The organism is Pseudomonas reinekei (assembly GCF_001945365.1).
Taxonomy (GTDB): Bacteria; Pseudomonadota; Gammaproteobacteria; order Pseudomonadales; family Pseudomonadaceae; genus Aquipseudomonas; species Aquipseudomonas reinekei.
On the sequence record NZ_MSTQ01000014.1, the window covers coordinates 112,892 to 134,956 of the forward strand.

Consider the following 22,065-nt stretch of genomic DNA (forward strand, 5'->3'; position numbering starts at 1 on the left):
TCAAAAGAGTGAACGTCATGCGCATGAGCCTGAAGGCTAAAGTCCTGTCCCTTGCCGTCCTCCCTGTGTTGCTCTTCGCGCTGATTATCAGCCTGACCACCTTGTTCATCCTGCAAGGCCAGGCCCGCCAAGAGGTCGAGGTCACCCGCGAGCGCCTGCTCAGCGATGCCAAGTCGACCCTGCAAAGTTATGTTGCCGTGGCGATGACCACGATCAAGCCGCTGTACGACGCTGCCGCGCAGGGCGATGACGCGGCGCGGGCGCAGGCCATCAAGTTGCTGTCGAACATCACCTACGGCAAGGACGGTTACTTCTTCGGCTACGACTCCAACACCGTGCGTCTGTTCAAGGCCAAAGATCCTGAGGGTGTGGGCAAAAGTTTCAAGGAAAACCGCGATCCCAACGGTGTTTACGTCAACCGCGACCTGGTGAAAGTCGCCCAGGACGGTACGCACTACCTGCAATACAGCTCGCCGTTGCCGGGCAATAACAAGGTGCTGGTGCCCAAGCTCGGTTACACCGAATACCTGCCGAAGTGGGACATGGCGGTGGGTACGTCGGTCAACCTTGACGGTATCGAAGCGCAAGTTGCCGTGGTCGAGGCCAAGGTTCAGGAGCGCATGCAAGGCGTGGTGCTGAGCATCGTCGGCGTGGCCGTGGTGGTGCTGGTGCTGCTCGCCGCAGCCGGGATGCTGTTGGCCAACACCATTCTGCGCCCGCTTAACGAGATGAAAGCCAACCTCGACGACATCGCGGCGGGCGAGGGTGACCTGACCCGTCGCCTGAACATCACCAGCCAGGATGAGCTGGGCCAACTGGCCGGCTCGTTCAACCGCTTCGTCGACAAGATCCATGGCCTGGTGCGCCAGATCACCGAAATGACTTCACAGCTGACCGGGCTGGTGACCCAGGTGTCCGACCAGGCCAACCGTTCCGACCAGGCCATGGAGCGTCAGCGTCACGAGACCGATCAGGTCGCCACGGCGATCAACCAGATGTCCGCCGCCGCCCAGGAAGTGGCCAAGAGTGCACAAAATGCCGCGGTTGCCGCGCAGCAGACCGATGAAGAAGGACAGGCCGCCAAGCGTGTGGTGGCGGGCAGCATCGTCAAGATTCATGCGTTGGTGGATGACATTCGCAGCAGCGGCGTGTCGTTGGACAGCCTGCAAAAAGACGTGTCGTCGATTGTCAGCGTGCTCGGGGTGATCCGCTCGATCGCCGAGCAGACTAACCTGCTGGCACTCAACGCGGCCATCGAAGCGGCTCGCGCCGGTGAGGCCGGGCGCGGCTTTGCGGTGGTGGCCGATGAAGTACGGGCGCTGGCCAGCCGTACGCAGATCAGCACTCAGGAAATCCAGGGCATGATCGATCGCTTGCAGGCCGGCACCCAATCGGCGGTGGAAGCCATGCGCCGTTCCAGCGAGGCCGGTGACGGCACGTCCGCGCAAGCCAACGAGGCGGGTGCCTCGCTCGATACCATGGCGCAGTTGATCGCTACCATCAATTCGATGAACGCTCAGATCGCCAGCGCCGCCGAGGAGCAGACGGCCGTGGCCGAAGAGATCAACCGCAGCGTCCACCAGATTGCGGTGGCGGTCGACAACGTCGCGGATGAAACCCAACTGGGCGCGCAAACCTCGCGCAGCCTGGCGGACCTTGGGCAGCGGCTGGGCAGTCTGGTCGGCCAATTCCGCATCTGACCAGCAACACCCCACTGCAGGAGCCGGCTTGCTGGCGATAGCGCCCTCGAGGACGCCATCGCCAGCAAGCCGGCTCCTACGGTCTATCCCAGTACGGCACCTCGCCAAAGCACTCGACAAAGTAGTCAATCACCGTCCTGACCTTCACCGACAAGCGTCGGCTGCCGGGCCAGAGCACGGCGATCTGCTGTGGCTCCAGGCTGTTGGAGACCTGATAGCTCCCCAGTACCGGTACCAGCGTGCCGTTGCGTACCGACTCACCAATCAACCATGACGGAAACATCACCAGACCCAACCCCTGTTCGGCGGCTTGCGTCAGGGTGTCAGCGTGGTTGCCGGTGAGCGGTCCTTTCACCGAATAGGGTACCCACGGCTGGGTGTCCTTGCGGAAAAACCAGCGCTGCAGGCCAGACACGCCTTTGTAGGCCAGGCACTGGTGCCTGGTGAGTTCGTCGGGATGTTCGGGCGTGCCGTGGCGTTTCAGGTAAGCCGGGCTCGCCGCGACCTGAAAGCGCTGCGGTGCCAGAACCCGCGCCTGCAGGCTGGAGTCGCGCAACGGGCCGATGCGAAACAGCAGGTCGGCGCCTTCCTGCAAAGGGGCGACGTAGCTGTCGGTCTGCTGGATATCCAGTTGCAACTTCGGATAACGCGCCCACAGTTGCCCCAGCCATGGTGTCAGGTGCCGCTGGCCGAAAACCACCGGCGCGTTGATACGCACCAGCCCGCTCGGCTCGCTTTGTTGTTCCAGTAACGCCTGCTCGGCTTCCTCCAGTTGCACCAGCACCCGTCGCGCGTGATCGCCCAGCACCCGGCCCGCTTCGGTGGGCGTAACGGCGCGGGTGTGGCGGTAGAGCAATTGCTGGCTGAGGGCCTGCTCCATCAATTGGATCTGCCGGGAAATCGAAGAGGGCGCCACCCCTTCGCGACGGGCGACCTCAGAAAAACTGCCGTGATCGAGTACCGAAACAAACAGCCGAAGCGCCTTGAATCCCAGTTCGTTGAAGCCGTGCATGGTCAATCCTGCTGTGCGAGTTTCGCAAAAGTGTTGTCCGGATCCTCCCATTTATCGCACAGCTATGCCAGACGATAATGCGCGCCATCGTTCCTTTACGCAGGTGTTGACTATGCAGGCTTCTGTTGATGATGTGAGTAGCGCAGCGGCGCCGGTCACCCGTTCCGGGCTACGGCTGTTGCTGCTGCCATTGGTGATTCTGGCCGGTATGGGCCTTTCGGTGGAGGCCGGTCTGCTCGGGCCTTTGGGCGTTCAGGTGGGTCACTTGTGGGCGACCTTGAGCATTTTTGGCGTGGGCTCGGCGATTCTGTTTTTCCTGCTCTTGCTCAGCGGCCCGCGAAAGGGCCCGGCCTTTAGTGAGCTGCCGCGCTGGCAATTGATCGGTGGTTTTCTCGGGCCGATCTATGTGGTGGTGCTGACGCTGGCCACCCCGCACATCGGTATCGCGATGACCATGATCGCGATTCTGTCCGGGCAGGTCGGCAAGAGTGTCTTGATCGACCATTTCGGCTGGTTCGGCGCCACACGCAAAAAGGTGAACGGTGAACGTTGGCTGGCCTTGCTGCTGATTGTCGCGGCACTTGTCCTGATTGCTCGGGGGTAATGATGAGTCTGATTATTTTGTTGGCGGTGGTGGTGGCTGCCGGTGCGGTGTTGAGTGTGCAGGCGGCGATCAATGGGCGCCTGGGTGAAACGGTGGGTGTGCTGCGCAGCAGTTTGCTGACCTTCGTGGTGGGCACGGTGTTGACCGGGTTGCTGATTGTGTTTTTTGAGCCGGCGCAGGCGATGAGTCTGCTGGATGTGCCGAAGTGGCAACTCAGCGGAGCGCTGTTTGGGGTCGTCTACATGATGGTCATGGTTGGCGCGGTGCCGCGAGTGGGGGCTGCGGTGGCGACGGTAGCGGTGATTGTCGGTCAGTTGGGGATGGGAATGTTGATCGATAATTTTGGCTGGTTGGGGAATCCAGCGATTGAGTTGTCCTGGAGTCGGGTGGTGGCGATGGTGCTTTTGGGGTTGGCTTTGGTGTTCATGTATCGCAGCAATAGTCGATCGGTTGGTTGATGTTATGGTCGGTTGGTCCGACAGATGCGCCGACCCGCACACAGGTCCGGCCGCAACTCCTACACTGTTTGAACGGGTGCTTCCTCAAGCCCCGACGACCACTGCCAAGGAGTCAGCGCCATGACCGATGAACGTACCTGCGACTGTCCGAAATGCAACTGCAAGCTTGGCGAGCATCCGATCGTGCGTCACGGCAAGCACTATTGCTGTGAGGCCTGCGCCAAGCACCACGAACACGGCGAAGCATGCAGCCATAAAGGCTGCAAGTGCGCTCACTGACAACGGCTGACCGCGCCCCGGAACGTGGAGCCTAGTCGCGCTCCACTTCCAGTTTCAGGCTATCATCGCCCAGCCGCTCACTGTGGCGAACGGTGCCGGTCAGGCGGCGTCCTTCGACCCTCAGCACCACGGTTTTCGCCTGATCCAGGTCTTCGGGCAACGGTGCCGGAATGCGCACGGCGAATCGGCTCAGGTCATGTTCGAGTTGTTCCAGGCCGACCCGGCATTCAGCGCTCTTGGTGATGCGGCCGAACAGCGTATCCAGTCCATAGTCCAGATGCGCAGGTTGGCTGATGGTTGTGCTTGCCATGTTCTGTCCCCCGTACCCGCCGAATTTCAGTTCGCCGGCCGCCATTTGACGTTCTCCACCCCGAATTTCTCCGCCATCGGCTTGCTGGTCTTCTGCACTTTTTCGCGGCCAAAGCGCGGGATTCGTCCGACGCCTGCGTCGCAGCTCGCCCAATGCCAGGCCTCGGCGTTGTCCATCTTATCCAGACGGATAATGAACGACTTGGGGGCGCCATGAAGGGTGTATTCGATGACGAAAAGTTTTGCGTTGTTCATAAAGCCTTAGATCCTCCCTGTGTACTTAGAGGGATCGCGCGCCACTCGGAAAATTCATTCGAATTGTCGGACGGTGACGATCGCTGGCGGTGAGTGGGTGGCCTCGTTACCATGAAGCCTTCGCCAACCCCAATGATCATTGACCATGGCCCTCGCTGCCCCGCCAGACCTGACCGATACCGATGTGCCGGTGCAACCGCTGGCGCGTTCTTATCCGCGCGGGTTGTTCATCGAGCCCCATGAGCATGCCTGGGGGCAGTTGCTGTATGCGATGAGCGGGGTGATGTGGGTGGAAACGCCCCATGAAGCATTGGTCGTGCCGCCGCAGCGGGCGGTGTGGTTGCCGCCTGGGATACCCCACGGGATTCGGGTGGTGTCGGACCTGCAAATGCGCAACATCTACCTGCGACCATCCCTGGCGGCAACGCTGGATGACCGTGTGCAGGTGATTGAAGTCGGTGGTTTGCTGCGCGAACTGATCGTTGGCCTGGTGGAGCAGGGCGATGATGGCGCCCCCGAATATTACGAGGCCCTGGTGGGACTGGCGCTGCTGGAGCTGAAGCGGGCGAGGCGCTCGTTGTTGAAAATCCCCCTGCCGGACGATTCCGACCGGCGTCTGATGAACCTGTGCCAGGCGGTGATGGCTGCGCCTTCGCTGGATATTTCGTTTGAACAACACGCGCAAAGCGCCGGTGCCAGCGTGCGCACGCTGGCACGGTTGTTCAAGGACGGTTTGGGCATGGGCTTTGCCGAATGGCGGCGACAGGTGCAATTGGCCACGGCGGTGGCCGAGTTGATTCAGGGCGTGCCCGTCAGTGCCATTGCGCGGCAATTGGGTTATTCGCCGAGCAGTTTCAGCGACATGTTTCGTCGGGCGCTGGGGGTTGCGCCGTCACAGTTTTCGGCGAGCCAGTCTCGGGACCCGTCCTGACGAAAATCCTGTAGCCGCGCGTTTTGGCAGAAATTCAGAAGCGCTTGGCCGATGCGGGTCGACGCTGCTCTTTAGACTTTGGCCATACCTCAACGGCCCACGGAGTCTGCCATGAGCTACCTCATTTCACTGGTTATCGGTCTGGGTGTCGGCCTGCTTTACGGCGCTCTGGATTTTCGTTCGCCCGCGCCGCCGGCCATCGCGCTGGTCGGATTGCTCGGCATGCTGGCCGGCGAAAAGATCTGGCCGATGGGCCGACAGCTGGTGGCTGGCTGGATCTCCTGAAAACGCTTCGCCTATTTGATGGATACCTTCATGAAAGCATTACAGTTCGACAAAACCGGTGACCTTTCGGCCCTGCGCTATGTTGAGGTTGCGACCCCTGTTCCGGGTGCCGATGAGGTGTTGGTGGAGATCAAGGCTGCCGGCCTCAATCCCTCCGATGTAAAGAACGTGCTGGGGCGCTTTCCCTACACGACGCTGCCGCGGATTCCCGGTCGTGATTTCGCCGGGATCGTCGTTGAAGGCCCGCAGGCGCTGCTCGGTCAGCAGGTCTGGGGCACCGGGCGGGAGCTGGGTTTCTTTGCCGATGGCTCCCATGCGCAGTTCGTCAAACTGCCGGCCAATGGTGTGGCACTCAAACCGACTCACTTGAGTTTCGCACAGGCCGCCAGTCTCGGCGTGCCGTACACCACCGCGTGGGATGCACTGGAGCGCAGCCTGGTGACCGCGCAAACCCGCTTGCTGGTGATCGGTGGCGGGGCGGTGGGCAGTGCAGCGCTGGCGTTGGCCAAGGTGCGGGGTGCCCAGGTGCTGGCGGCGGCGCGGCGACCGGAGCAGGTCAAGGAATTGCAGGCCCAGGGTTATCAAACCCTGCAACTGGACAAGCCCGAGGATCTGGGCGCGCAGGTGAATGCTGTATTCACCGGTGGCGCCGACGTGATTTTCGACACCACCGGTTTCTGGCTGCCGGCATCGGTGGCGGCGTTGGCCACGTTCGGGCGGATCGCAATCATCGCCGCACCGGTGGATGGCATGGTGCAGTTGCCGGCATTGGCGCTTTATCGCAAGGGTGGCTCGGTGGTGGGTATCAATTCGTTGCTGTATGGCGTGCAGGCTTGTGCGGCGATGCTTGATCAGTTCGGCAAATTTTTTGATGAGGATTTGTTGCCGCTGCCTTCGGGGTTGTTTGAATCGCCGCTGTCCGAGGGGCTTGAACGATATGCAGAGGTGAATCAGGGGGCTGGGGACAAGGTGATTTTGTTGCCTTGATGGCAGCCTGTCCGTTTCCTCGGTAACGCCGAGTCCTGTTGGCAAACGCCTGGCGATGCTGATGTGCCAGGCGTGGCGCTGCTGACCGAACAGACTACGCACCCCCGTATTGCTGCCCGCGCCCCGTCAGCCAGCCAACATTCCGTAAATGCATCCACCTCCCAAAACCTGCACGAAACCAGCACGTTCCCCCCCACCTATCACCAAAGAACTAGCACTATTTGATAGGTAGCTCATTACCGACCTTCGACTACTGTGTCTCAGGAGTGAAACGGTTCCTGGGTACTTGCAGTTCTGACAGCACATAACGGTTCAACCGTCTTTGCTGCTTGCCCTTCATGGATTGAAGTGGTTTGGCCACGAAAGGAGTACCCCGTGGAAGCAAGGTTTGGTGTCGCCCTCATTTCGCGTTTTTCCCCACTTTCCCTTGCTGTGCAACTGAGCGTCGCCGGGCTGCTATTCGGCGGAGTGAGCACACCCGCGCTGGCGACCTGCTCTACGGTGGGTTCCACCGTGACCTGCACCGGCGTGCCGTCGCTGCCGCTGTTTCTCAATAATTTCTCCAGTGCCACTAACGGCTTGACGGTCAACGTCAACTCCGGGGCGCAGATGAACGCGACCCTCGGCGGCCATGTCATGGACCTGACCGGGGTGAATATCTCCCTGAACAACTCCGGCACCCTCGACCCGGCGTTGCTCGGCCTGGTGTCGGTGTTGAGCGGTGGCGCGTTCATTGGCACCGGTGCCACCAGTACCGTCAGCATTCTCAATAACGCCAGCGGGATTATTCGCGGTATCGGGATGCTGCTCGGGCTCAACCTGACCAGCATCGGCGGTCTGGCGATTGGCGTGAACAACGCCGCTGCGGGCACCACCAGTATCACCAACAACGGCACCATCACCTCGACCGGGCTTTCGGTCGGTGGCATCACCTTGGCTGACACCCCGGTAATCGGGGTTTACGGCGGCTCGCAGGTCAACATGAGCAACAGCAGCACCGGCGTCATCAACGGCCGGATCGCGTTCGAGACGTCGGCGGCGGGCAACACCTTCACCAACGCCGGCGCCATCACGGGCGGGGTGTCGATGGGCGCAAACAGTACCAACACCTTCACCGCCGTGACGGGATCCTCCGTGCAAGTCGGTGACGGTATTCAGGTGTCGGTGGGCCTGGGCGGCCTGATCGGCATCAACCTGACCTTCGCCCCGACCGGTACAGTCGACGGCGGCGCGGGCGGCACCAACAGCCTGATCCTGCAAAACCCGATCGGTGTCGGCGGCGGCACCAGCGGGACTGGAACGGCGTCGAGCGCCACCTACGTCAACTTCAACAACCTGACCCTCAACAGCGGCACCTGGACGTTACAGGGGCCACTGGTCAGCGGCTCGACCACGCTGAACGGGGGTATCGCCCGCTTCAATAACAACGCCACGTTCGGCAGCGGAGTGATCACCTCCAACGGAGGTGTTCTCGAGGCAAGCAACGCCGGGCTGAACATCAGTAACCTGATTTCGCTCGGTGCCGGCGGTCTCACGGTGCAAGGCACCAACGCCACCACGCTGAGCGGGGTGATTTCCGGCAGCGGTGGGCTGACCAAGATTGGTTCCAGTCAGTTGAACCTCAGTGCAGCCAACACCTATCTGGGCAATACCACGCTCAATGGAGGCACGGTACAGGTCAGCAACAATCAGGCCTTCAGTACCGGCACCCTCAACGTGACGGGCGCAACCACCCTGAGCGCACCGGGCACCATCAGCCTGAACAATGCGATCAGCCTCGGCGGGACCTTGACGGCTGGCGGTACGGGAGCACTGACCCTCGGCGGCTTGATCAGCGGCAGCAGTGGCCTTACCAAAACCGGCACCGGCAGCCTGACCCTCAGTGGCGCCAACAGCGGTTACACCGGTACCACAACCTTGAGCGCCGGCAGCTTGCTGGTGACCAACAACGACTCGCTTGGCAGCGGCGCGCTGACCACTGCCGCGGGCACCAGTCTGGACAGCACCGCCAATGTGACGCTGGCCAATAACATTGGCATGACCGGCGCGCTCAATGTGCTCGGCAGCAATGCCCTGACCCTCGGTGGCGTGCTGTCGGGCACGGGCGGGATCACCAAATCCGGCAGCGCGAGCCTCACGCTGACCGGCAACAACACCAACAGCGGTAACACGTTGCTCAATGCCGGCAGCCTGTTCGTCGGCAGCAACACTGCGCTCGGCACAGGCGCGTTGAGCGCGGCAGCGGGCACCACGCTGGATGCGACCGCCGCCGTGACGTTGGCCAACGCCGTCGCGCTGGCGGGCGGGCTGACGATCGGCGGCACCCAGGCGCTTGGACTGAGCGGCATCGTCAGTGGCGCCGGCAATCTGATCAAGAACGGCACGGCGGACCTGACACTCAGCGGCAACAATACCTTCGCCGGTGGCACCGCGCTCAATGCCGGCACGCTGATTGTCGGCTCCAATACGGCGTTGGGTAGCGGTGCCTTGACCACCGCGGCGGGCACCAGACTCGACGCCAGCACCGCAGTCGCACTGACCAACGCCGTTTCCCTCGGCGGTGATCTGGAAGTCCGTGGCGGCGCTGATCTGACCCTCGGCGGTGTGATCAGCGGCAGCGGCGGGCTGACCAAGCGCGGTTTCGCCAACCTGACTCTCAACGGCGCCAGCACCTACCTCGGCGGCACCACGCTGGCCGCCGGGACGCTGACTGTGGGCAACGCTGCAGCGTTGGGCAGCGGTGCATTGAACGTCATCGATGTATCAGCATTGGACAGCAACACCGCCGTCAACCTGAGCAACACCATCAACCTCAACAGCAGTGCCCTGACAATCGGCGGCAGCAGCGGCCTGACCCTTTCCGGTGTGATCAACGGCGCCGGTCAGCTGATCAAGAACGGCGCGGCCAACCTGACCCTTGGCGGCGCTAACACGTTCACTGGCGGTACCACGCTGAACGCCGGTAGCCTCACCGTCGGCAACGGCGCGGCGCTGGGCACAGGGGCACTGACCGTGGCAGGGGCGGGCACCCTCAACAGCAGCTCGGCCGTGACCCTGAACAACAACGTCAATCTCGGTGCCAATCTCACCGCCGGTGGCGCCAACGCGCTGACCCTTGGCGGCGTGATCAGCGGCGGCAACGGCTTGATCAAGACCGGCGCATCGAGCCTGACCCTCAACGGCAATAACACCTACACCGGCACCACGGCATTGACCGCCGGTTCGCTGATCGTCGGCTCCAACACTGCACTCGGCACCGGTGCACTGAACGCGTCCAACGGCACCACACTGGATGCCAACACCGCGGCAACCCTGGCCAACAACGTCAACCTCGGCGGCACGCTGACCCTGGGGGGCACCAATGCGCTGACTCTGGGCGGGGTGGTCGCGGGTATCGGTGGGCTGGTCAAAAACGGCGCCGCCGATTTGACGCTTAACGGCGCCAACACCTATTTCGGCAATACCGCGCTGAACACCGGCAAACTGACCATTGGTAGCAATACCGCGCTGGGCGCCGGCACATTGAACGCGGCGGCAGGCACCACGCTGGATGCCAACACGGCTGTCAGCCTGAACAACGCGGTGGCGTTGGCCGGGGCATTGAACATCGGCGGCACGGCGGACCTGACCCTGACCGGTCTGGTCAGCGGCGCCGGCAGCCTGGTAAAAAATGGCGCAGCCAATCTGATTCTCAACGCGGCCAACAACTACCTCGGCGGCACCACCCTGAATGCTGGCACCCTGACCGTTGGCAACAGTTCTGCATTGGGCTCCGGCGTACTGACCGTCGCTGGCGCGGCGACACTGGACAGCAATTCGCCGCTGGTCAGCCTCAACAACGGTGTAGCCCTGAATGCCGCGCTGACCGTCGGTGGCACGCAAAACCTGACCCTCGGCGGCGTGACCAGTGGCACCGGCCAGTTGATCAAGAACGGCGCCGCCAACTTGACCCTGAACGGCAGCAACACCTTCAGCGGCGGCACCACACTTAACGCCGGTACGCTCACCTTGGGCAATGCCAACGGCCTGGGCAGCGGCGGATTGATCGTCGGCGGTGCGGCGACGCTCGACAACAGCGCCTCGTTCGGCATCGGCAACGCCATTACGCTTAATGCCGGACTGACCGTCGCCGGCAACAACGATTTGAGCTTGAACGGCATCATCGACGGTGCCGGAAGCCTGACCAAAAATGGTCTGTCGGACCTGACCCTCGCTGGCAACAACACCTTTACCGGCGCGCTGAATATTGTGTCCGGCAGCGTCACCACGTTGAACGCCAATGCGCTGGGCAACACCTCTGGCGTCAACATCAGCGCGGGCGCCGGGCTGAATCTGGGCAGCGACGCCAGCCTCGGCGCGCTGACCGGCAGCGGCAGTGTGCAGCTCACCGGCAGCAACACGTTGACGGTCGGCGGCGGCAACGTCACCAGCACTTTTGACGGTGACCTCAGCGGCAGCGGCGGCCTCAGCAAAATCGGCACGGGTACGCTGAATCTGACCGGCATCAACGGCGTCACCGGCAATACCACGATCGATGGCGGCACCCTGAACCTCAGTGGTTCGCTGGGTAGTGCACAACTCATCGTCAATACCGGCGGCACCCTGACCGGTACCGGCTCGGCGCTCGGCTCGGTGAACATCAACAACGGCGGCCATCTGGCGTTGTCGTCAGGCAACACCTTGTCGGCAAGTGCTCTGACCCTCGCGGCCGGCAGCAATGTTGATGTGGCACTGGGCACACCGTCGACCTCGTCGCTGATGAACGTCGGCGGCAACCTCACCCTCGACGGCAATCTCAATGTCACCGATGCCGGTGGTTTCGGCGTGGGTGTGTATCGCCTGTTCAACTACACCGGCGCCCTGACCAACCTCGGTCTGGATGTGGCCAGCGTACCGGTCGGTTACGGCCTCGGCGATCTGCTGGTGCAAACCGGCGTAGCCAATCAGATCAACATTCAAGTCTCGGCGCCGAACGTCAACATCCGTTACTGGGACGGCAGCCAGACCATCGCCAACGGCGTGGTCGATGGCGGCAGCGGCACATGGAATGCGGTCGGCACCAACTGGACCGATGCCAACGGTCTGGTCAACCAGCCGTGGGCCGGCGACTTCGCGGTGTTCCAGGGCAGTGCCGGCACGGTGACGGTGAACGGCGCGCAAGCGTTCACTGGCCTGCAGTTCGTCACTGATGGCTACAACCTGGTCAACGGTGCGGCGGGGCAACTGACCGCGGTCAACGGCACTGGCGGCACCACGGCGGTGCGTGTCGATCCGGGCGTGACCGGGACCATCGGGGTCAACATCGATGGCAGCGGCATTCTCAACAAACTCGACGCCGGCACTTTGGTACTCAACGGTGCCAATACCTACAGCGGCGGCACGCAACTGGACGGCGGCAAGATTATTGTCGGCAGCAACACTGCGCTGGGCAGCGGTACGCTGACCGCCAACGCCGGTACGCAACTGGACAGCAACACGGCGGTAACCCTCGGCAACGCCGCAACGCTCAACGGCAACCTCACGGTAGTCGGCAGCCATGCGCTGACCCTCAACGGCGTGATCGGCGGCACGGGTGGCCTGATCAAAAATGGCGCGGCCGAACTGACGCTGGGCGGCAACAACGCCTTCCTCGGGCCCGTCGCGCTGAACGCAGGCGGACTGATTCTGGCGTCCAACTCCGCGCTGGGCTCCGGCACCCTGAACGCGGCGGGCGGTACCACGCTGGATGCGGCCACCGGGGTTTCGGTGAACAACGCTGTAAACCTGGCCGGCAATCTCGGCATCGGCGGCACGGCGGATCTGACGCTGGCCGGCACGATCAACGGCGCCGGCAGCCTGAGCAAAAACGGCGCAGCCAACCTGACCCTGGGCGGCAATAACAACTTCCTCGGCGGCATCAACCTCAACGCGGGCACCCTGACCGCCGGCAGCAACTCGGCGCTGGGCCTGGGCAACCTCACCGTGGCCGGCGCTTCGGCGCTGGACAGCAACAGCGCGCTGAGCCTGGGCAACAACGTGGTGCTCAACGCCAACCTGAGCAACACCGGCACCCACAATCTGACCCTGGCGGGCGTCGTCAGCGGCGCTGGCGGACTGATCAAGAACGGCGCGTCGAACCTGACGCTCAACGGCATCAACACCTTCAGCGGCGGCACCACACTGAACGCCGGTACACTGATCCTTGGCACTGGCGGCTCTCTGGGCAGCGGCGCGCTGACCGTGCCCGGTGCTTCGACCCTCGATAACTCAGCACCCCTGGTGTTGGCCAACAACGTCAACGTCAATGCGAATCTGGCGCTGGCGGGCAATAACAATCTGACCCTCGGCGGCGTCATCGCCGGTGCCGGCACGCTGACCAAAAATGGTCTGGCCGACGTGACCCTGAGTGGCAACAACACCTTCAGCGGCACGTTCGATGTGCTATCCGGCAGCCTGACCACGCTGAGTGGTGCGGCGCTGGGCAACAACGCCACGGTCAATCTCGCTGGCGGCGCGGCGCTGAATCTCGGTGCATCGGGCAGCCTCGCCAGTCTCACAGGCAGCGGTACTGCACTGATCGGTACCGGCAACACCCTGAGCCTCGCAGGCAACAACGTCAGCAGTACCTTCGCCGGCATCCTCAGCGGTGACGGTGGCCTGAGCAAACTCGGCACGGGTACGCTCATCCTCAGCGGCATCAGCGACCTGACCGGCGATACCAACGTCAATGCCGGCACCCTGCAGGTCAACGGATCGCTGGCCAGCGGCAATGTGCTGGTGAACAGCGGCGGCACCCTCGGCGGCAGCGGCACGCTTGGCGGCGCGGTGACGGTGGCCGATGGCGGCCATCTGGCGGGTGTGACCGGCAGCACATTGTCCGTCGGTTCGCTGGTGTTCAACGGCAACTCCAGCTTCGACGTCGGCCTCGGCACACCGGTGTCCGGTGGCGGCAATGCGCTGGTGAATGTCGGCGGCAACCTGACCCTCGACGGTACGCTCAACGTCAGCGACATCGGTGGTTTCGGCAGCGGCGTGTATCGCCTGATCAACTACACCGGTGGCCTGACCGACAACGGCATGCTGATCGGCACGCTGCCAGGCAGCGTCACGCCGGGTGACCTGCAACTGCAAACCGCGCTGGCCAATCAGATCAATCTGCTGGTCACCGCTCCGGGTGTCACGGTGCAGTTCTGGGACGGCAACCAACTGGTCGCCAACGGTTCGGTGGACGGTGGCAGCGGTACCTGGGGCACCGGCACTACCAACTGGACCGATGTCAACGGCACCACCAACCAAGGCTGGGCCAATAACTTCGCGGTGTTCCAGGGCGCGGCAGGTACCGTCACTGTCAACGGCGCGCAAACCATCACCGGCATGCAGTTCGTCACTGATGGCTACAGCCTGCAAAACGGCACGGCGGGTTCGCTGAACCTGGTCAACGGTTCGATGGGCAACGCCTCGGTGCGTGTCGATCCGAACGCGACGGCGACCATCGGCGTCGCGCTCAACGGTGCCGGCACCCTCGGCAAGTACGACACCGGCACCCTGGTGCTCAATGCCGCCAACGGCTACACCGGCGGCACCGCGCTCAACGGCGGCAAGATCGTGGTCGGCAACAACGCGGCGCTCGGCACCGGCGTTTTGACGGCGGCCAACGGCACGGCGCTGGACAGCAACGCTGCCGTCAGCCTTGGCAACGACGTGGTGCTCAACGGTGGCCTGAACATTGACGGCTCCAACGCCTTGACCCTCGGCGGCGTGGTCAGCGGCAGCGGCAGTCTGATCAAGACGGGGGCTTCGAGCCTGACCCTCAACGGCAGCAACACCTACAGCGGCGGCACCCAGCTCAATGACGGCACGCTGATCCTCGGCAACAACAGCGCCATCAGCAGCGGTGCATTGAGTGTGTTGGGTAACGGCACACTCGACAGTACTTCGGCGTTGCAACTGGCCAATGCCATCAACCTCGGCGCTGCGCTGACTCTGGCGGGTAACCAGAACACCTCGCTCATCGGGGCGATAACCGGCAGCGGTAGCCTGGTGAAAAACGGCGCGGGTGACTTGCTGCTAAGCGGCGCCAACACCTACAGCGGTGGTACCACGCTCAACGCTGGCAGCACCCGCGGTGACACCAGCAGCCTGCAAGGTGCAATCGTCAACAACGCAGCGCTGACCTTTGAGCAAAACGCCGACGGCACCTACACCGGCAACCTCACCGGCACCGGTACGCTGAACAAAACCGGCAGCGGTCAATTGCTCCTGACCGGCAACAATACCTTCACCGGCAACACCTCGGTGCAGGCCGGCGACTTGATCGTCAACGGCGTGCTCAACAGCGCCAACGTCAACGTCGACAGCGGTGCGAGTATCGGCGGCAGTGGCCAACTCGGCGGCGCCGTGCAACTGGCCAGCGGCGCGACCCTGACGGGCGGCAGTGGGGCGACGCCGTTGTCGGTCGGTTCACTGGCCTTGTCCTCGGCGACCAACCTGGACTTCAGCCTCGGCTCGGCCACCAGTTCGACGACGGTGGTCAACGTCGCTGGCAACCTCACCCTCGACGGCACCCTGAATATCAGCAATGCCGGTGGCTTCGGCACCGGCGTCTATCAACTGTTCAGCTACGGCGGCAGCTTGACCGACAACGGCCTGGTCTACGGCAGCCTGCCGGTATCGGTGGCGAACCTGACTCTGCAAACGGCCATTGCCAATCAAATCAACCTGTTGGTGCAAGGCACGCCGGGTGAAGTGCAGTTCTGGAACGGCGGCAAAACCAACCCGGACGGTAGCATCAGTGGCGGCAGCGGTGTGTGGGGGCCGAACACCAACTGGACCGATCCGACCGGTACCCAGGCGCTGGGCGCCAACGGCCAGTTCGCGGTGTTCGGCGGGCAGGGCGGCACCGTCACGGTGCAAGGCAACCAAAATTTCACGGGCTTGCAGTTCCTCGGCAGCGGTTACAGCCTGGCGCCCGGTGCTGGCGGCTCGCTGACACCGGTCAACGGCGCGGGTGGCAGTCTCGCGCCGGTGCGGGTCAACGCAGGGGCGACCACGGAAATTTCCGCGCCGTTGGTGGGCATTGGCGGTATCGAAAAACTGGACTCCGGTACCCTGCTGCTCAGTGCGGCCAACACCTACAGCGGCGGCACCACCGTCAGCGGCGGTACGCTGATCGGCAACAGCACCAGCCTGCAAGGCAACATCCTCAACAATGCACAACTGGTGTTCCAGCAGAACGTCGCCGGCCAGTTCTCTGGCACGCTCAGCGGCACTGGACGACTGGCCAAACGCGGTGCCGGGCGTTTGTTGCTGACCGGTAATCAGCCGTTCAACGGCAGCGTTTCGGTGGATCAGGGCGTGTTGCAAGTCGGTAGCCTTGCGGCCCGCGCGTCGCTGGGCGGGCAGATCACCGTCGCCAATGGCGCCGGCCTGAGCGGTAATGGCAGCGTCGGCGCGGTGGACAACCATGGCGTCGTGGCATCCGGCGGGGCCGATGGCACCTTGAGTGTGAGCGGTAACCTGACCAACGCCGCCGATGGTGTGTTGGCACTCACGGTCAGCTCGCCAACCGCCACCCCGCTGGCCATCGGCGGCACCGCAGTTCTCGGTGGCGGCCTGCAAGTCACGAGCCTCGCACCGTTCACCGGCAACACCCTCTATTCACTGATCAGTGCTGGCGGTGGCGTGTCGGGGACATTCAGCACTACCGATCTGCCGCAATACGCGTTCCTCAACACCGTGCTGATTTACGAGGCGAACGCGGTGAACCTGGCGGTCAGCCGCAACGGCAACTCGTTCGCCGACGTGGCCGCCACCGGCAACCAGTTCAACACCGCCACAGCGTTGACCAACAACGGGCCGGCCGGGGCGACGTTGCAGAGCGAAATCCTCAACCTCAGCGTCGCTCAGGCACGCAACGCCTTCGACAGCCTGTCCGGGGAAATCCATGCGAGTACGGCCAGCGCGATTCTGGAGGATTCCCGCTACGTACGCGACGCGGTCAACGACCGCATGCGCCAGCCGTCGTGCAGCGCAGCGGACGATCCGCGCAACGCCCTGGCGCCCAGCGACAATCAGTTGAGCAGCAACGGTTGTCATGGCGAGATGGTCGGTTGGGTACGTGCCCTGGGGGCGTGGGGTGAGTCCGATGGCGACAGCAACAGTGCGAAACTGGATCGAAACCTCAGCGGTTTCCTGCTCGGAACCGACAAGCAGCTCGATGACCAGTGGCGTGTCGGGATGGCCGCCGGCTACACCCGCAGCGACATTGACGCCCATGACCGGCGTTCGGACGCCACGGTGGAGAGCTACCACCTGGCGGCGTACCTGAACTCGCAGTTCGATGCACTGGCCGTGCGCCTTGGCGCGGCGTACAGCTGGCATGACATCGAGAGCAAGCGCGACGTCAGCGTCGGCGCCTACAACGATCGGTTGGAGGCCAACTACGACGCACGCAGCGCCCAGGTGTTCGGCGAAGTCGGTTACACCGTCGAGGCGGCCGGCATTGCCCTTGAGCCGTTCGCCGGCCTGGCCTACGTCAACTACGACACCGACAAAGCCAAGGAGAAAGGCGGGGTGGGGCGGCTGTCGGCTGAATCCGACCAGGACATCACGTTCTCCACCCTCGGCCTGCGTGCCGGCAAGCGCATCACCCTGGCCAACGGTGGACAGTTCACCCCGCGTGCCGCCATTGGCTGGCGTCACGCCTTCGGTGACACCAAACCCGACGCGGACATGAGCTTCATCGACGGTGGTGCCTCGTACACCGTGCAGGGGGTGCCGATTGCCGAGGACAGCGCCGTGCTTGAAGCCGGGGTGGATTTCCAGATCAGCCCGACCGGCAAACTCGGCATCGGTTATTCGGGGCAGGTCTCCGGCGATAGCAACGACCATGCGATGACCATCAGTTTCAGCCTCGGGTTCTGATTCGCTTCTGCAATGCTTGACCGCCCGTGAGGGCGGTTTTTTTGTCTCGGGTTCAGCCATGCTTCGCTCTGTTAGAATCGGCGCCATTGACCCAACGAGGTGCCCCTGATGAGCGAGCCGATCCGCCTGACCCAGTACAGCCATGGCGCTGGGTGCGGTTGCAAGATTTCCCCACAAGTACTGGAAGTGATTCTGGCCGGCAGCGGTGCGCAGAATCTGGACCCCAAGCTGTGGGTCGGCAACGCCTCACGCGATGACGCCGCGGTCTACTCCATCGATGAAGAGCGCGGCGTGGTATCGACCACTGACTTTTTCATGCCGATCGTCGATGATCCGTTCGATTTCGGCCGCATTGCCGCCACCAATGCCATCAGCGATATCTACGCCATGGGCGGCGATCCGTTGATGGCCATCGCGATCCTCGGCTGGCCGGTCAACGTGCTGGCGCCGGAAATTGCCCGTGAAGTCATTCGTGGTGGGCGCTCGGTGTGCGATCAGGCCGGCATTCCACTGGCCGGTGGTCACTCCATCGATGCGCCGGAACCGATCTTTGGCCTGGCCGTCACCGGACTGGTGGAAAAGCGCCACATGAAGCGCAACGACACCGCCACCGCCGGTTGCTTGCTGTACCTGACCAAACCGCTGGGCATCGGCATCCTTACCACGGCGGAAAAAAAGGGCAAGTTGCGCAGTGCCGACGTTGGCCTGGCCCGCGACTGGATGTGCACCCTGAACAAACCCGGCAGCCGCTTTGGCAAACTCGAAGGCGTGACCGCCATGACCGACGTCACCGGTTTCGGCCTGCTCGGGCATCTGGTGGAAATGGCCGATGGCAGCCAGTTGACCGCGCGTATCGAATACGACCGGGTGCCGCGTTTGCCGGGCGTCGAGTATTACCTCGAACAAGGCTGTGTGCCCGGCGGCACTTTGCGCAATTTCGATAGCTACGCCAGCAAACTCGGGCGCCTGCAGGAGCTGCACAAGCGCGTGCTGTGCGATCCGCAGACCAGCGGTGGCCTGTTGATCGCCGTCACGCCTGAGGGCAATGCCCAATTCCTCAACGTCGCCGCCGAGCTGGGTCTTGATCTGGCGCCGATCGGCGAACTGGTCGAGCGACAGATTCACGCGGTCGAGGTGTCTTGATGTCTGTCGACTGCACCGATTACCGCGACATCTTTCTCAACGACCGCCCAATGATGGACGCCCGTGCGCCGATCGAATTTTCCAAAGGGGCGTTTCCCGGTGTGGTCAACCTGCCGCTGATGAACGATCACGAGCGGCAGCGCATCGGCACCTGCTACAAGCAACAGGGCCAACAGGCTGCCATCGAAATGGGTCATCAACTGGTGTCCGGGGCGGTCAAGACCGAACGGATCCAGGCCTGGGCGGATTTCGCCCGGGCGCATCCCGATGGTCTTTTGTATTGTTTTCGCGGCGGCCTGCGTTCGCAGATCGTTCAGCAATGGCTCAAGGACGAGGCGGGCATCGACTATCCGCGGGTCGGTGGTGGCTACAAGGCCATGCGCACCTTCCTGCTGGAGACGGTCGACGAAGCGGTGGCCCAGTGTGATTTCGTATTGCTGGGCGGCATGACCGGCACCGGCAAAACCGAAGTCCTGACGCAATTGAGCAACGGCCTGGACCTTGAGGGCTATGCCAATCATCGCGGTTCCAGTTTCGGCAAACGCGCCACGGGCCAGCCGTCAAACATCGACTTCGAGAATCGCCTGGCGGTGGATGTGCTGAAAAAGCGTGCCCGTGGTCTCGAACAATTCGTGCTCGAAGACGAGAGCCGGGCGGTCGGCAGTTGTGCGCTGCCACTGCCGCTGTACCAGGGCATGCAACAGTTTCCGATGGTCTGGCTCGAAGACAGCCTGCAGGGGCGGGTCGAGCGGATCTTGCGCGATTATGTGGTGGACCTGTGTGCCGAGTTCATGACCGTGCATGGCGACCAGGGTTTTACGCTGTTTTCCGAGCGGTTGCTGGAAAGCCTGAATAACGTGCAAAAGCGCCTGGGTGGCGAGCGCCATCGGCGGATGCTGATATTGATGGAACAAGCGTTGATCGAGCAGGGCCGCAGCGGCGCGGTGGATTTACACCGGGGCTGGATCGAAGGGTTACTGGTTGAGTACTACGATCCGATGTACGCCTTTCAGCGGGAGAAGAAGGGCGCGCGGATCGAGTTTGCGGGAGAGCGGGGGGCGGTATTGGAGTATTTGCGGGAGCGGGTGAATCAACGGGGTTGAGGGTGGATTCAACGGCCCCATCGCTGGCAAGCCAGCTCCCACAATGTTCTTGGTTAGCCCGGATTTTGTGGTCACACAAGATCCCTGTGGGCGCTGGCTTGCCAGCGATGAGGCCCGCCCAGGCAATGCAAGACTCAGGTCGGGCAAGTCTCCCGCCCGTTATCCAGCCCTTGCTTGTAGATATCGCTCTGCAGGCTGGCCTTGCCGTTGTGCCAGGTCAGTGTCAGGACATACAGCGAATCGAAGTCGCTGGATTCCCAATCCTCGGTGATCTTCTGCTTCTTGCCGACCGCTTCCCCGGCGACCTTGTTGATCAACTCCGGCAGATAGCCGTGGGACCATGCCGTGTAAATGACCGAGTTGTGATACTTGTCGTGCAGCAGTTCATCGGCCAGGTCACTGGTATCGTTGGCCGAGAAGTTGATGTTCACCGGCAGGCCGAGCTTGATCGCGCTGGGGCTGATGGTCATCAATGGGCGAATGTAGCTGTAGGAATTGTCCAGCTCGCCTTCCTCGACATTGCGCGTCGGGTTGGCGGCAAACACGTAGTCGGCCTTACCGAATTTTTCCGGCAGCAGGGTCGCCAGGTCGATCGCACGGTTCAATCCTTGGCAATTGAGCTGGCCCAAGCCGCCGGCAGGTTTTTCCGCGTGACGCAGGAACACCAGCGTCTGGGTACCGTCGGCTGGCTGAGCGCGGCTCTCACTGGATTCCAGCGACAAAAACAAAGCACTGGTTGCCAGCAGGGCGGGCAAGAACAGGTAGGCACGATGTTTAAAGCGATTGGCAAATTTCAGTGGATTGATCATGGAATAAAGGGTTCTTCAGCGCATTGGGTTTAAGGCTGACAAACCTTTACACCGCGACTTTCCAGCGTCGGGTGTTTTCCATGTCGTGAAGCCGGTCCGTTTCAAAGGGGCAGTGCTCAGAGTCCTCTGAAGCCCATTGGTTCGATTCCGGCCGAGAGCGCCGCAATGTACCGGTAACCTTCAATGGGCTGCAGCGAAGGTTATCGACATGATGTTGCGGATTTATGGCCACCCTACACCCAAGGCTTGCAATCACGCTGTGATCTGCATTGATCTCGACCATCAGCGTTATTGATGGCTTGGACGGTCTCAACCCGCGTGATCTCCTTTATGATCGGCCTTCTCAATTTTTTCGTGGATCCAGCCCATGACCGATTTGTCTGCATTCCCCATCACTGAAAAATGGCCGGCCCAATATCCGGAGTGGATTCAGCTGTACTCCTTGCCGACCCCCAACGGCGTCAAGGTCTCGATCATGCTGGAAGAGATTGGCCTGCCGTATGAGCCACACCGCGTTGGGTTCGAAAGCAACGATCAGATGTCCCCCGAGTTCCTGTCGTTGAACCCCAACAACAAGATCCCGGCGATCCTCGACCCCCACGGGCCTGGCGGTCAGCCGCTGCCGTTGTTCGAATCCGGCGCGATCCTGATTTATCTGGCTGACAAGAGCGGGCAACTGCTGGCGCAGGAAGGGGCTAGCCGTTACGAAACCCTTCAGTGGTTGATGTTTCAGATGGGCGGCATCGGTCCGATGTTTGGCCAACTGGGCTTTTTCAACAAGTTTGCCGGCAAAGACTACGAAGACAAACGTCCCCGTGACCGCTATGTGGAAGAGAGCAAACGCCTGCTGGGTGTTCTCGATAAACGCCTGCAAGGTCGGGAGTGGATCATGGGCGAACGCTACACCATCGCCGACATCGCCACCTTCCCGTGGATCCGCAACCTGATCGGTTTCTATGAAGCCGGCGATCTGGTCGGCATCCAGAACTTCCCGAACGTCACCCGCGTGCTGGAAAAATTCCTCGCACGGCCGGCAGTGAAGCGCGGTCTGGAAATCCCGAAACCCATCACCAACTGAAACCCCACGACCGCTGTAGGAGCAAGCTTGCTCCTACACATTTCCCCGTTTGTCAGGAATACCCATGCCCAGTCAGTTCCTCGAAGCACGTCCACGCCGTCCCGATCAAAAGCATGCCCGGCGTAATGCGCATTCCAGAGTCGAAACTGGCGCAGACCTGATCTTCACCTGCTTCGCAATGGACCTGGCACTGGCCGGGATCTAAACGAC

Annotated in this window: 16 protein-coding genes and 1 pseudogene; 13 read left to right on the forward strand and 4 right to left on the reverse strand. The window is 62.4% G+C overall.

The window, feature by feature from the left end:
- Positions 1–23 precede the first annotated feature (23 nt).
- Together BVK86_RS30605 and BVK86_RS30610 are read left to right on the forward strand one after the other, a co-directional pair.
- Positions 24–842: pseudogene (locus BVK86_RS30605) on the forward strand (cache domain-containing protein); the annotation flags it as partial.
- 102 nt (positions 843–944) lie between these two features.
- The gene (locus BVK86_RS30610; RefSeq protein WP_408002994.1) at positions 945–1,700 is read left to right on the forward strand and encodes a methyl-accepting chemotaxis protein; all 756 of its coding nucleotides are present in this window, start codon (positions 945–947) and stop codon (positions 1,698–1,700) included.
- A 76-nt stretch (positions 1,701–1,776) separates the two neighbouring features.
- Here BVK86_RS30610 and BVK86_RS21165 read toward each other — a convergent pair whose 3' ends face one another.
- Positions 1,777–2,712 (reverse strand): LysR family transcriptional regulator, encoded by a 936-nt coding sequence (locus BVK86_RS21165; RefSeq protein WP_075948270.1) that lies wholly within the window; start codon positions 2,710–2,712, stop codon positions 1,777–1,779.
- A 112-nt stretch (positions 2,713–2,824) separates the two neighbouring features.
- On the opposite strand from BVK86_RS21165, the gene BVK86_RS21170 reads away from it, so the two are divergent.
- From BVK86_RS21170 to BVK86_RS21180, 3 genes are all read left to right on the forward strand, one after another.
- Positions 2,825–3,316, forward strand: coding sequence for a DMT family transporter (locus BVK86_RS21170; RefSeq protein ID WP_075948271.1), 492 nt, complete (start codon positions 2,825–2,827; stop codon positions 3,314–3,316).
- Entirely contained in the window at positions 3,316–3,774 is a 459-nt protein-coding gene (locus BVK86_RS21175) for a DMT family transporter (RefSeq protein ID WP_075948272.1), read from the forward strand. Before BVK86_RS21170 ends, BVK86_RS21175 begins: the two co-directional genes overlap by 1 nt.
- A 120-nt stretch (positions 3,775–3,894) precedes the next feature.
- The gene (locus BVK86_RS21180; protein WP_075948273.1) at positions 3,895–4,053 is read left to right on the forward strand and encodes a metallothionein; all 159 of its coding nucleotides are present in this window, start codon (positions 3,895–3,897) and stop codon (positions 4,051–4,053) included.
- A gap of 31 nt (positions 4,054–4,084) precedes the next feature.
- On the opposite strand, the gene BVK86_RS21185 is transcribed toward BVK86_RS21180, so the two are convergent.
- Both BVK86_RS21185 and BVK86_RS21190 read right to left on the reverse strand, forming a co-directional pair.
- Entirely contained in the window at positions 4,085–4,363 is a 279-nt protein-coding gene (locus tag BVK86_RS21185) for a hypothetical protein (protein WP_075948308.1), read from the reverse strand.
- A 26-nt stretch (positions 4,364–4,389) separates the two neighbouring features.
- Positions 4,390–4,617 carry a DUF6555 family protein gene (locus tag BVK86_RS21190; RefSeq protein WP_008152143.1) on the reverse strand — a complete coding sequence of 76 codons (228 nt, stop codon included), beginning with the start codon at positions 4,615–4,617 and terminating at the stop codon, positions 4,390–4,392.
- A gap of 145 nt (positions 4,618–4,762) precedes the next feature.
- Between BVK86_RS21190 and BVK86_RS21195 the strand changes: the two genes are divergently transcribed.
- The 6 genes from BVK86_RS21195 (at position 4,763) to mnmH (ending at position 19,968) form a co-directional block, all read left to right on the forward strand.
- Complete coding sequence (locus BVK86_RS21195) at positions 4,763–5,548, forward strand: AraC family transcriptional regulator (protein ID WP_075948274.1); 786 nt, start codon at positions 4,763–4,765, stop codon at positions 5,546–5,548.
- A 111-nt stretch (positions 5,549–5,659) separates the two neighbouring features.
- Complete coding sequence (locus BVK86_RS21200; RefSeq protein WP_075948275.1) at positions 5,660–5,833, forward strand: DUF1427 family protein; 174 nt, start codon at positions 5,660–5,662, stop codon at positions 5,831–5,833.
- 30 nt (positions 5,834–5,863) lie between these two features.
- Entirely contained in the window at positions 5,864–6,820 is a 957-nt protein-coding gene (locus BVK86_RS21205; RefSeq protein WP_075948276.1) for a quinone oxidoreductase family protein, read from the forward strand.
- 375 nt (positions 6,821–7,195) lie between these two features.
- A complete protein-coding gene (locus BVK86_RS21210) occupies positions 7,196–17,722 on the forward strand; it encodes an autotransporter-associated beta strand repeat-containing protein (RefSeq protein WP_075948277.1) in 10,527 nt (3,508 codons plus the stop codon).
- 108 nt (positions 17,723–17,830) lie between these two features.
- Positions 17,831–18,865 (forward strand): selenide, water dikinase SelD, encoded by a 1,035-nt coding sequence (gene selD, locus BVK86_RS21215; RefSeq protein ID WP_075948278.1) that lies wholly within the window; start codon positions 17,831–17,833, stop codon positions 18,863–18,865.
- Positions 18,865–19,968 carry a tRNA 2-selenouridine(34) synthase MnmH gene (mnmH, locus tag BVK86_RS21220; RefSeq protein ID WP_075948279.1) on the forward strand — a complete coding sequence of 368 codons (1,104 nt, stop codon included), beginning with the start codon at positions 18,865–18,867 and terminating at the stop codon, positions 19,966–19,968. Before selD ends, mnmH begins: the two co-directional genes overlap by 1 nt.
- Before the next feature lie 134 nt (positions 19,969–20,102).
- Here the strand turns inward: mnmH and BVK86_RS21225 are convergent, their stop codons facing one another.
- The gene (locus tag BVK86_RS21225) at positions 20,103–20,777 is read right to left on the reverse strand and encodes a histidine phosphatase family protein (RefSeq protein WP_075948280.1); all 675 of its coding nucleotides are present in this window, start codon (positions 20,775–20,777) and stop codon (positions 20,103–20,105) included.
- Between the two features lie 367 nt (positions 20,778–21,144).
- Here BVK86_RS21225 and BVK86_RS21230 point away from each other — a divergent pair, with 367 nt between their 5' ends.
- Both BVK86_RS21230 and BVK86_RS29855 read left to right on the forward strand, forming a co-directional pair.
- The gene (locus BVK86_RS21230; protein ID WP_075948281.1) at positions 21,145–21,855 is read left to right on the forward strand and encodes a glutathione binding-like protein; all 711 of its coding nucleotides are present in this window, start codon (positions 21,145–21,147) and stop codon (positions 21,853–21,855) included.
- A gap of 64 nt (positions 21,856–21,919) precedes the next feature.
- A complete protein-coding gene (locus BVK86_RS29855) occupies positions 21,920–22,060 on the forward strand; it encodes a hypothetical protein (RefSeq protein WP_157720455.1) in 141 nt (46 codons plus the stop codon).
- Positions 22,061–22,065: the final 5 nt, after the last annotated feature.

Bases quoted from the DNA above. Each gene is read 5' to 3' on its own strand.
- BVK86_RS30610 (WP_408002994.1), top strand. From the start codon at position 945: ATGGAGCGTCAGCGTCACGAGACCGATCAGGTCGCCACGGCGATCAAC.
- BVK86_RS21165 (WP_075948270.1), bottom strand. From the start codon at position 2,712: ATGCACGGCTTCAACGAACTGGGATTCAAGGCGCTTCGGCTGTTTGTT.
- BVK86_RS21170 (WP_075948271.1), top strand. From the start codon at position 2,825: ATGCAGGCTTCTGTTGATGATGTGAGTAGCGCAGCGGCGCCGGTCACC.
- BVK86_RS21175 (WP_075948272.1), top strand. From the start codon at position 3,316: ATGATGAGTCTGATTATTTTGTTGGCGGTGGTGGTGGCTGCCGGTGCG.
- BVK86_RS21180 (WP_075948273.1), top strand. From the start codon at position 3,895: ATGACCGATGAACGTACCTGCGACTGTCCGAAATGCAACTGCAAGCTT.
- BVK86_RS21185 (WP_075948308.1), bottom strand. From the start codon at position 4,363: ATGGCAAGCACAACCATCAGCCAACCTGCGCATCTGGACTATGGACTG.
- BVK86_RS21190 (WP_008152143.1), bottom strand. From the start codon at position 4,617: ATGAACAACGCAAAACTTTTCGTCATCGAATACACCCTTCATGGCGCC.
- BVK86_RS21195 (WP_075948274.1), top strand. From the start codon at position 4,763: ATGGCCCTCGCTGCCCCGCCAGACCTGACCGATACCGATGTGCCGGTG.
- BVK86_RS21200 (WP_075948275.1), top strand. From the start codon at position 5,660: ATGAGCTACCTCATTTCACTGGTTATCGGTCTGGGTGTCGGCCTGCTT.
- BVK86_RS21205 (WP_075948276.1), top strand. From the start codon at position 5,864: ATGAAAGCATTACAGTTCGACAAAACCGGTGACCTTTCGGCCCTGCGC.
- selD (WP_075948278.1), top strand. From the start codon at position 17,831: ATGAGCGAGCCGATCCGCCTGACCCAGTACAGCCATGGCGCTGGGTGC.
- mnmH (WP_075948279.1), top strand. From the start codon at position 18,865: ATGTCTGTCGACTGCACCGATTACCGCGACATCTTTCTCAACGACCGC.
- BVK86_RS21225 (WP_075948280.1), bottom strand. From the start codon at position 20,777: ATGATCAATCCACTGAAATTTGCCAATCGCTTTAAACATCGTGCCTAC.
- BVK86_RS21230 (WP_075948281.1), top strand. From the start codon at position 21,145: ATGACCGATTTGTCTGCATTCCCCATCACTGAAAAATGGCCGGCCCAA.
- BVK86_RS29855 (WP_157720455.1), top strand. From the start codon at position 21,920: ATGCCCAGTCAGTTCCTCGAAGCACGTCCACGCCGTCCCGATCAAAAG.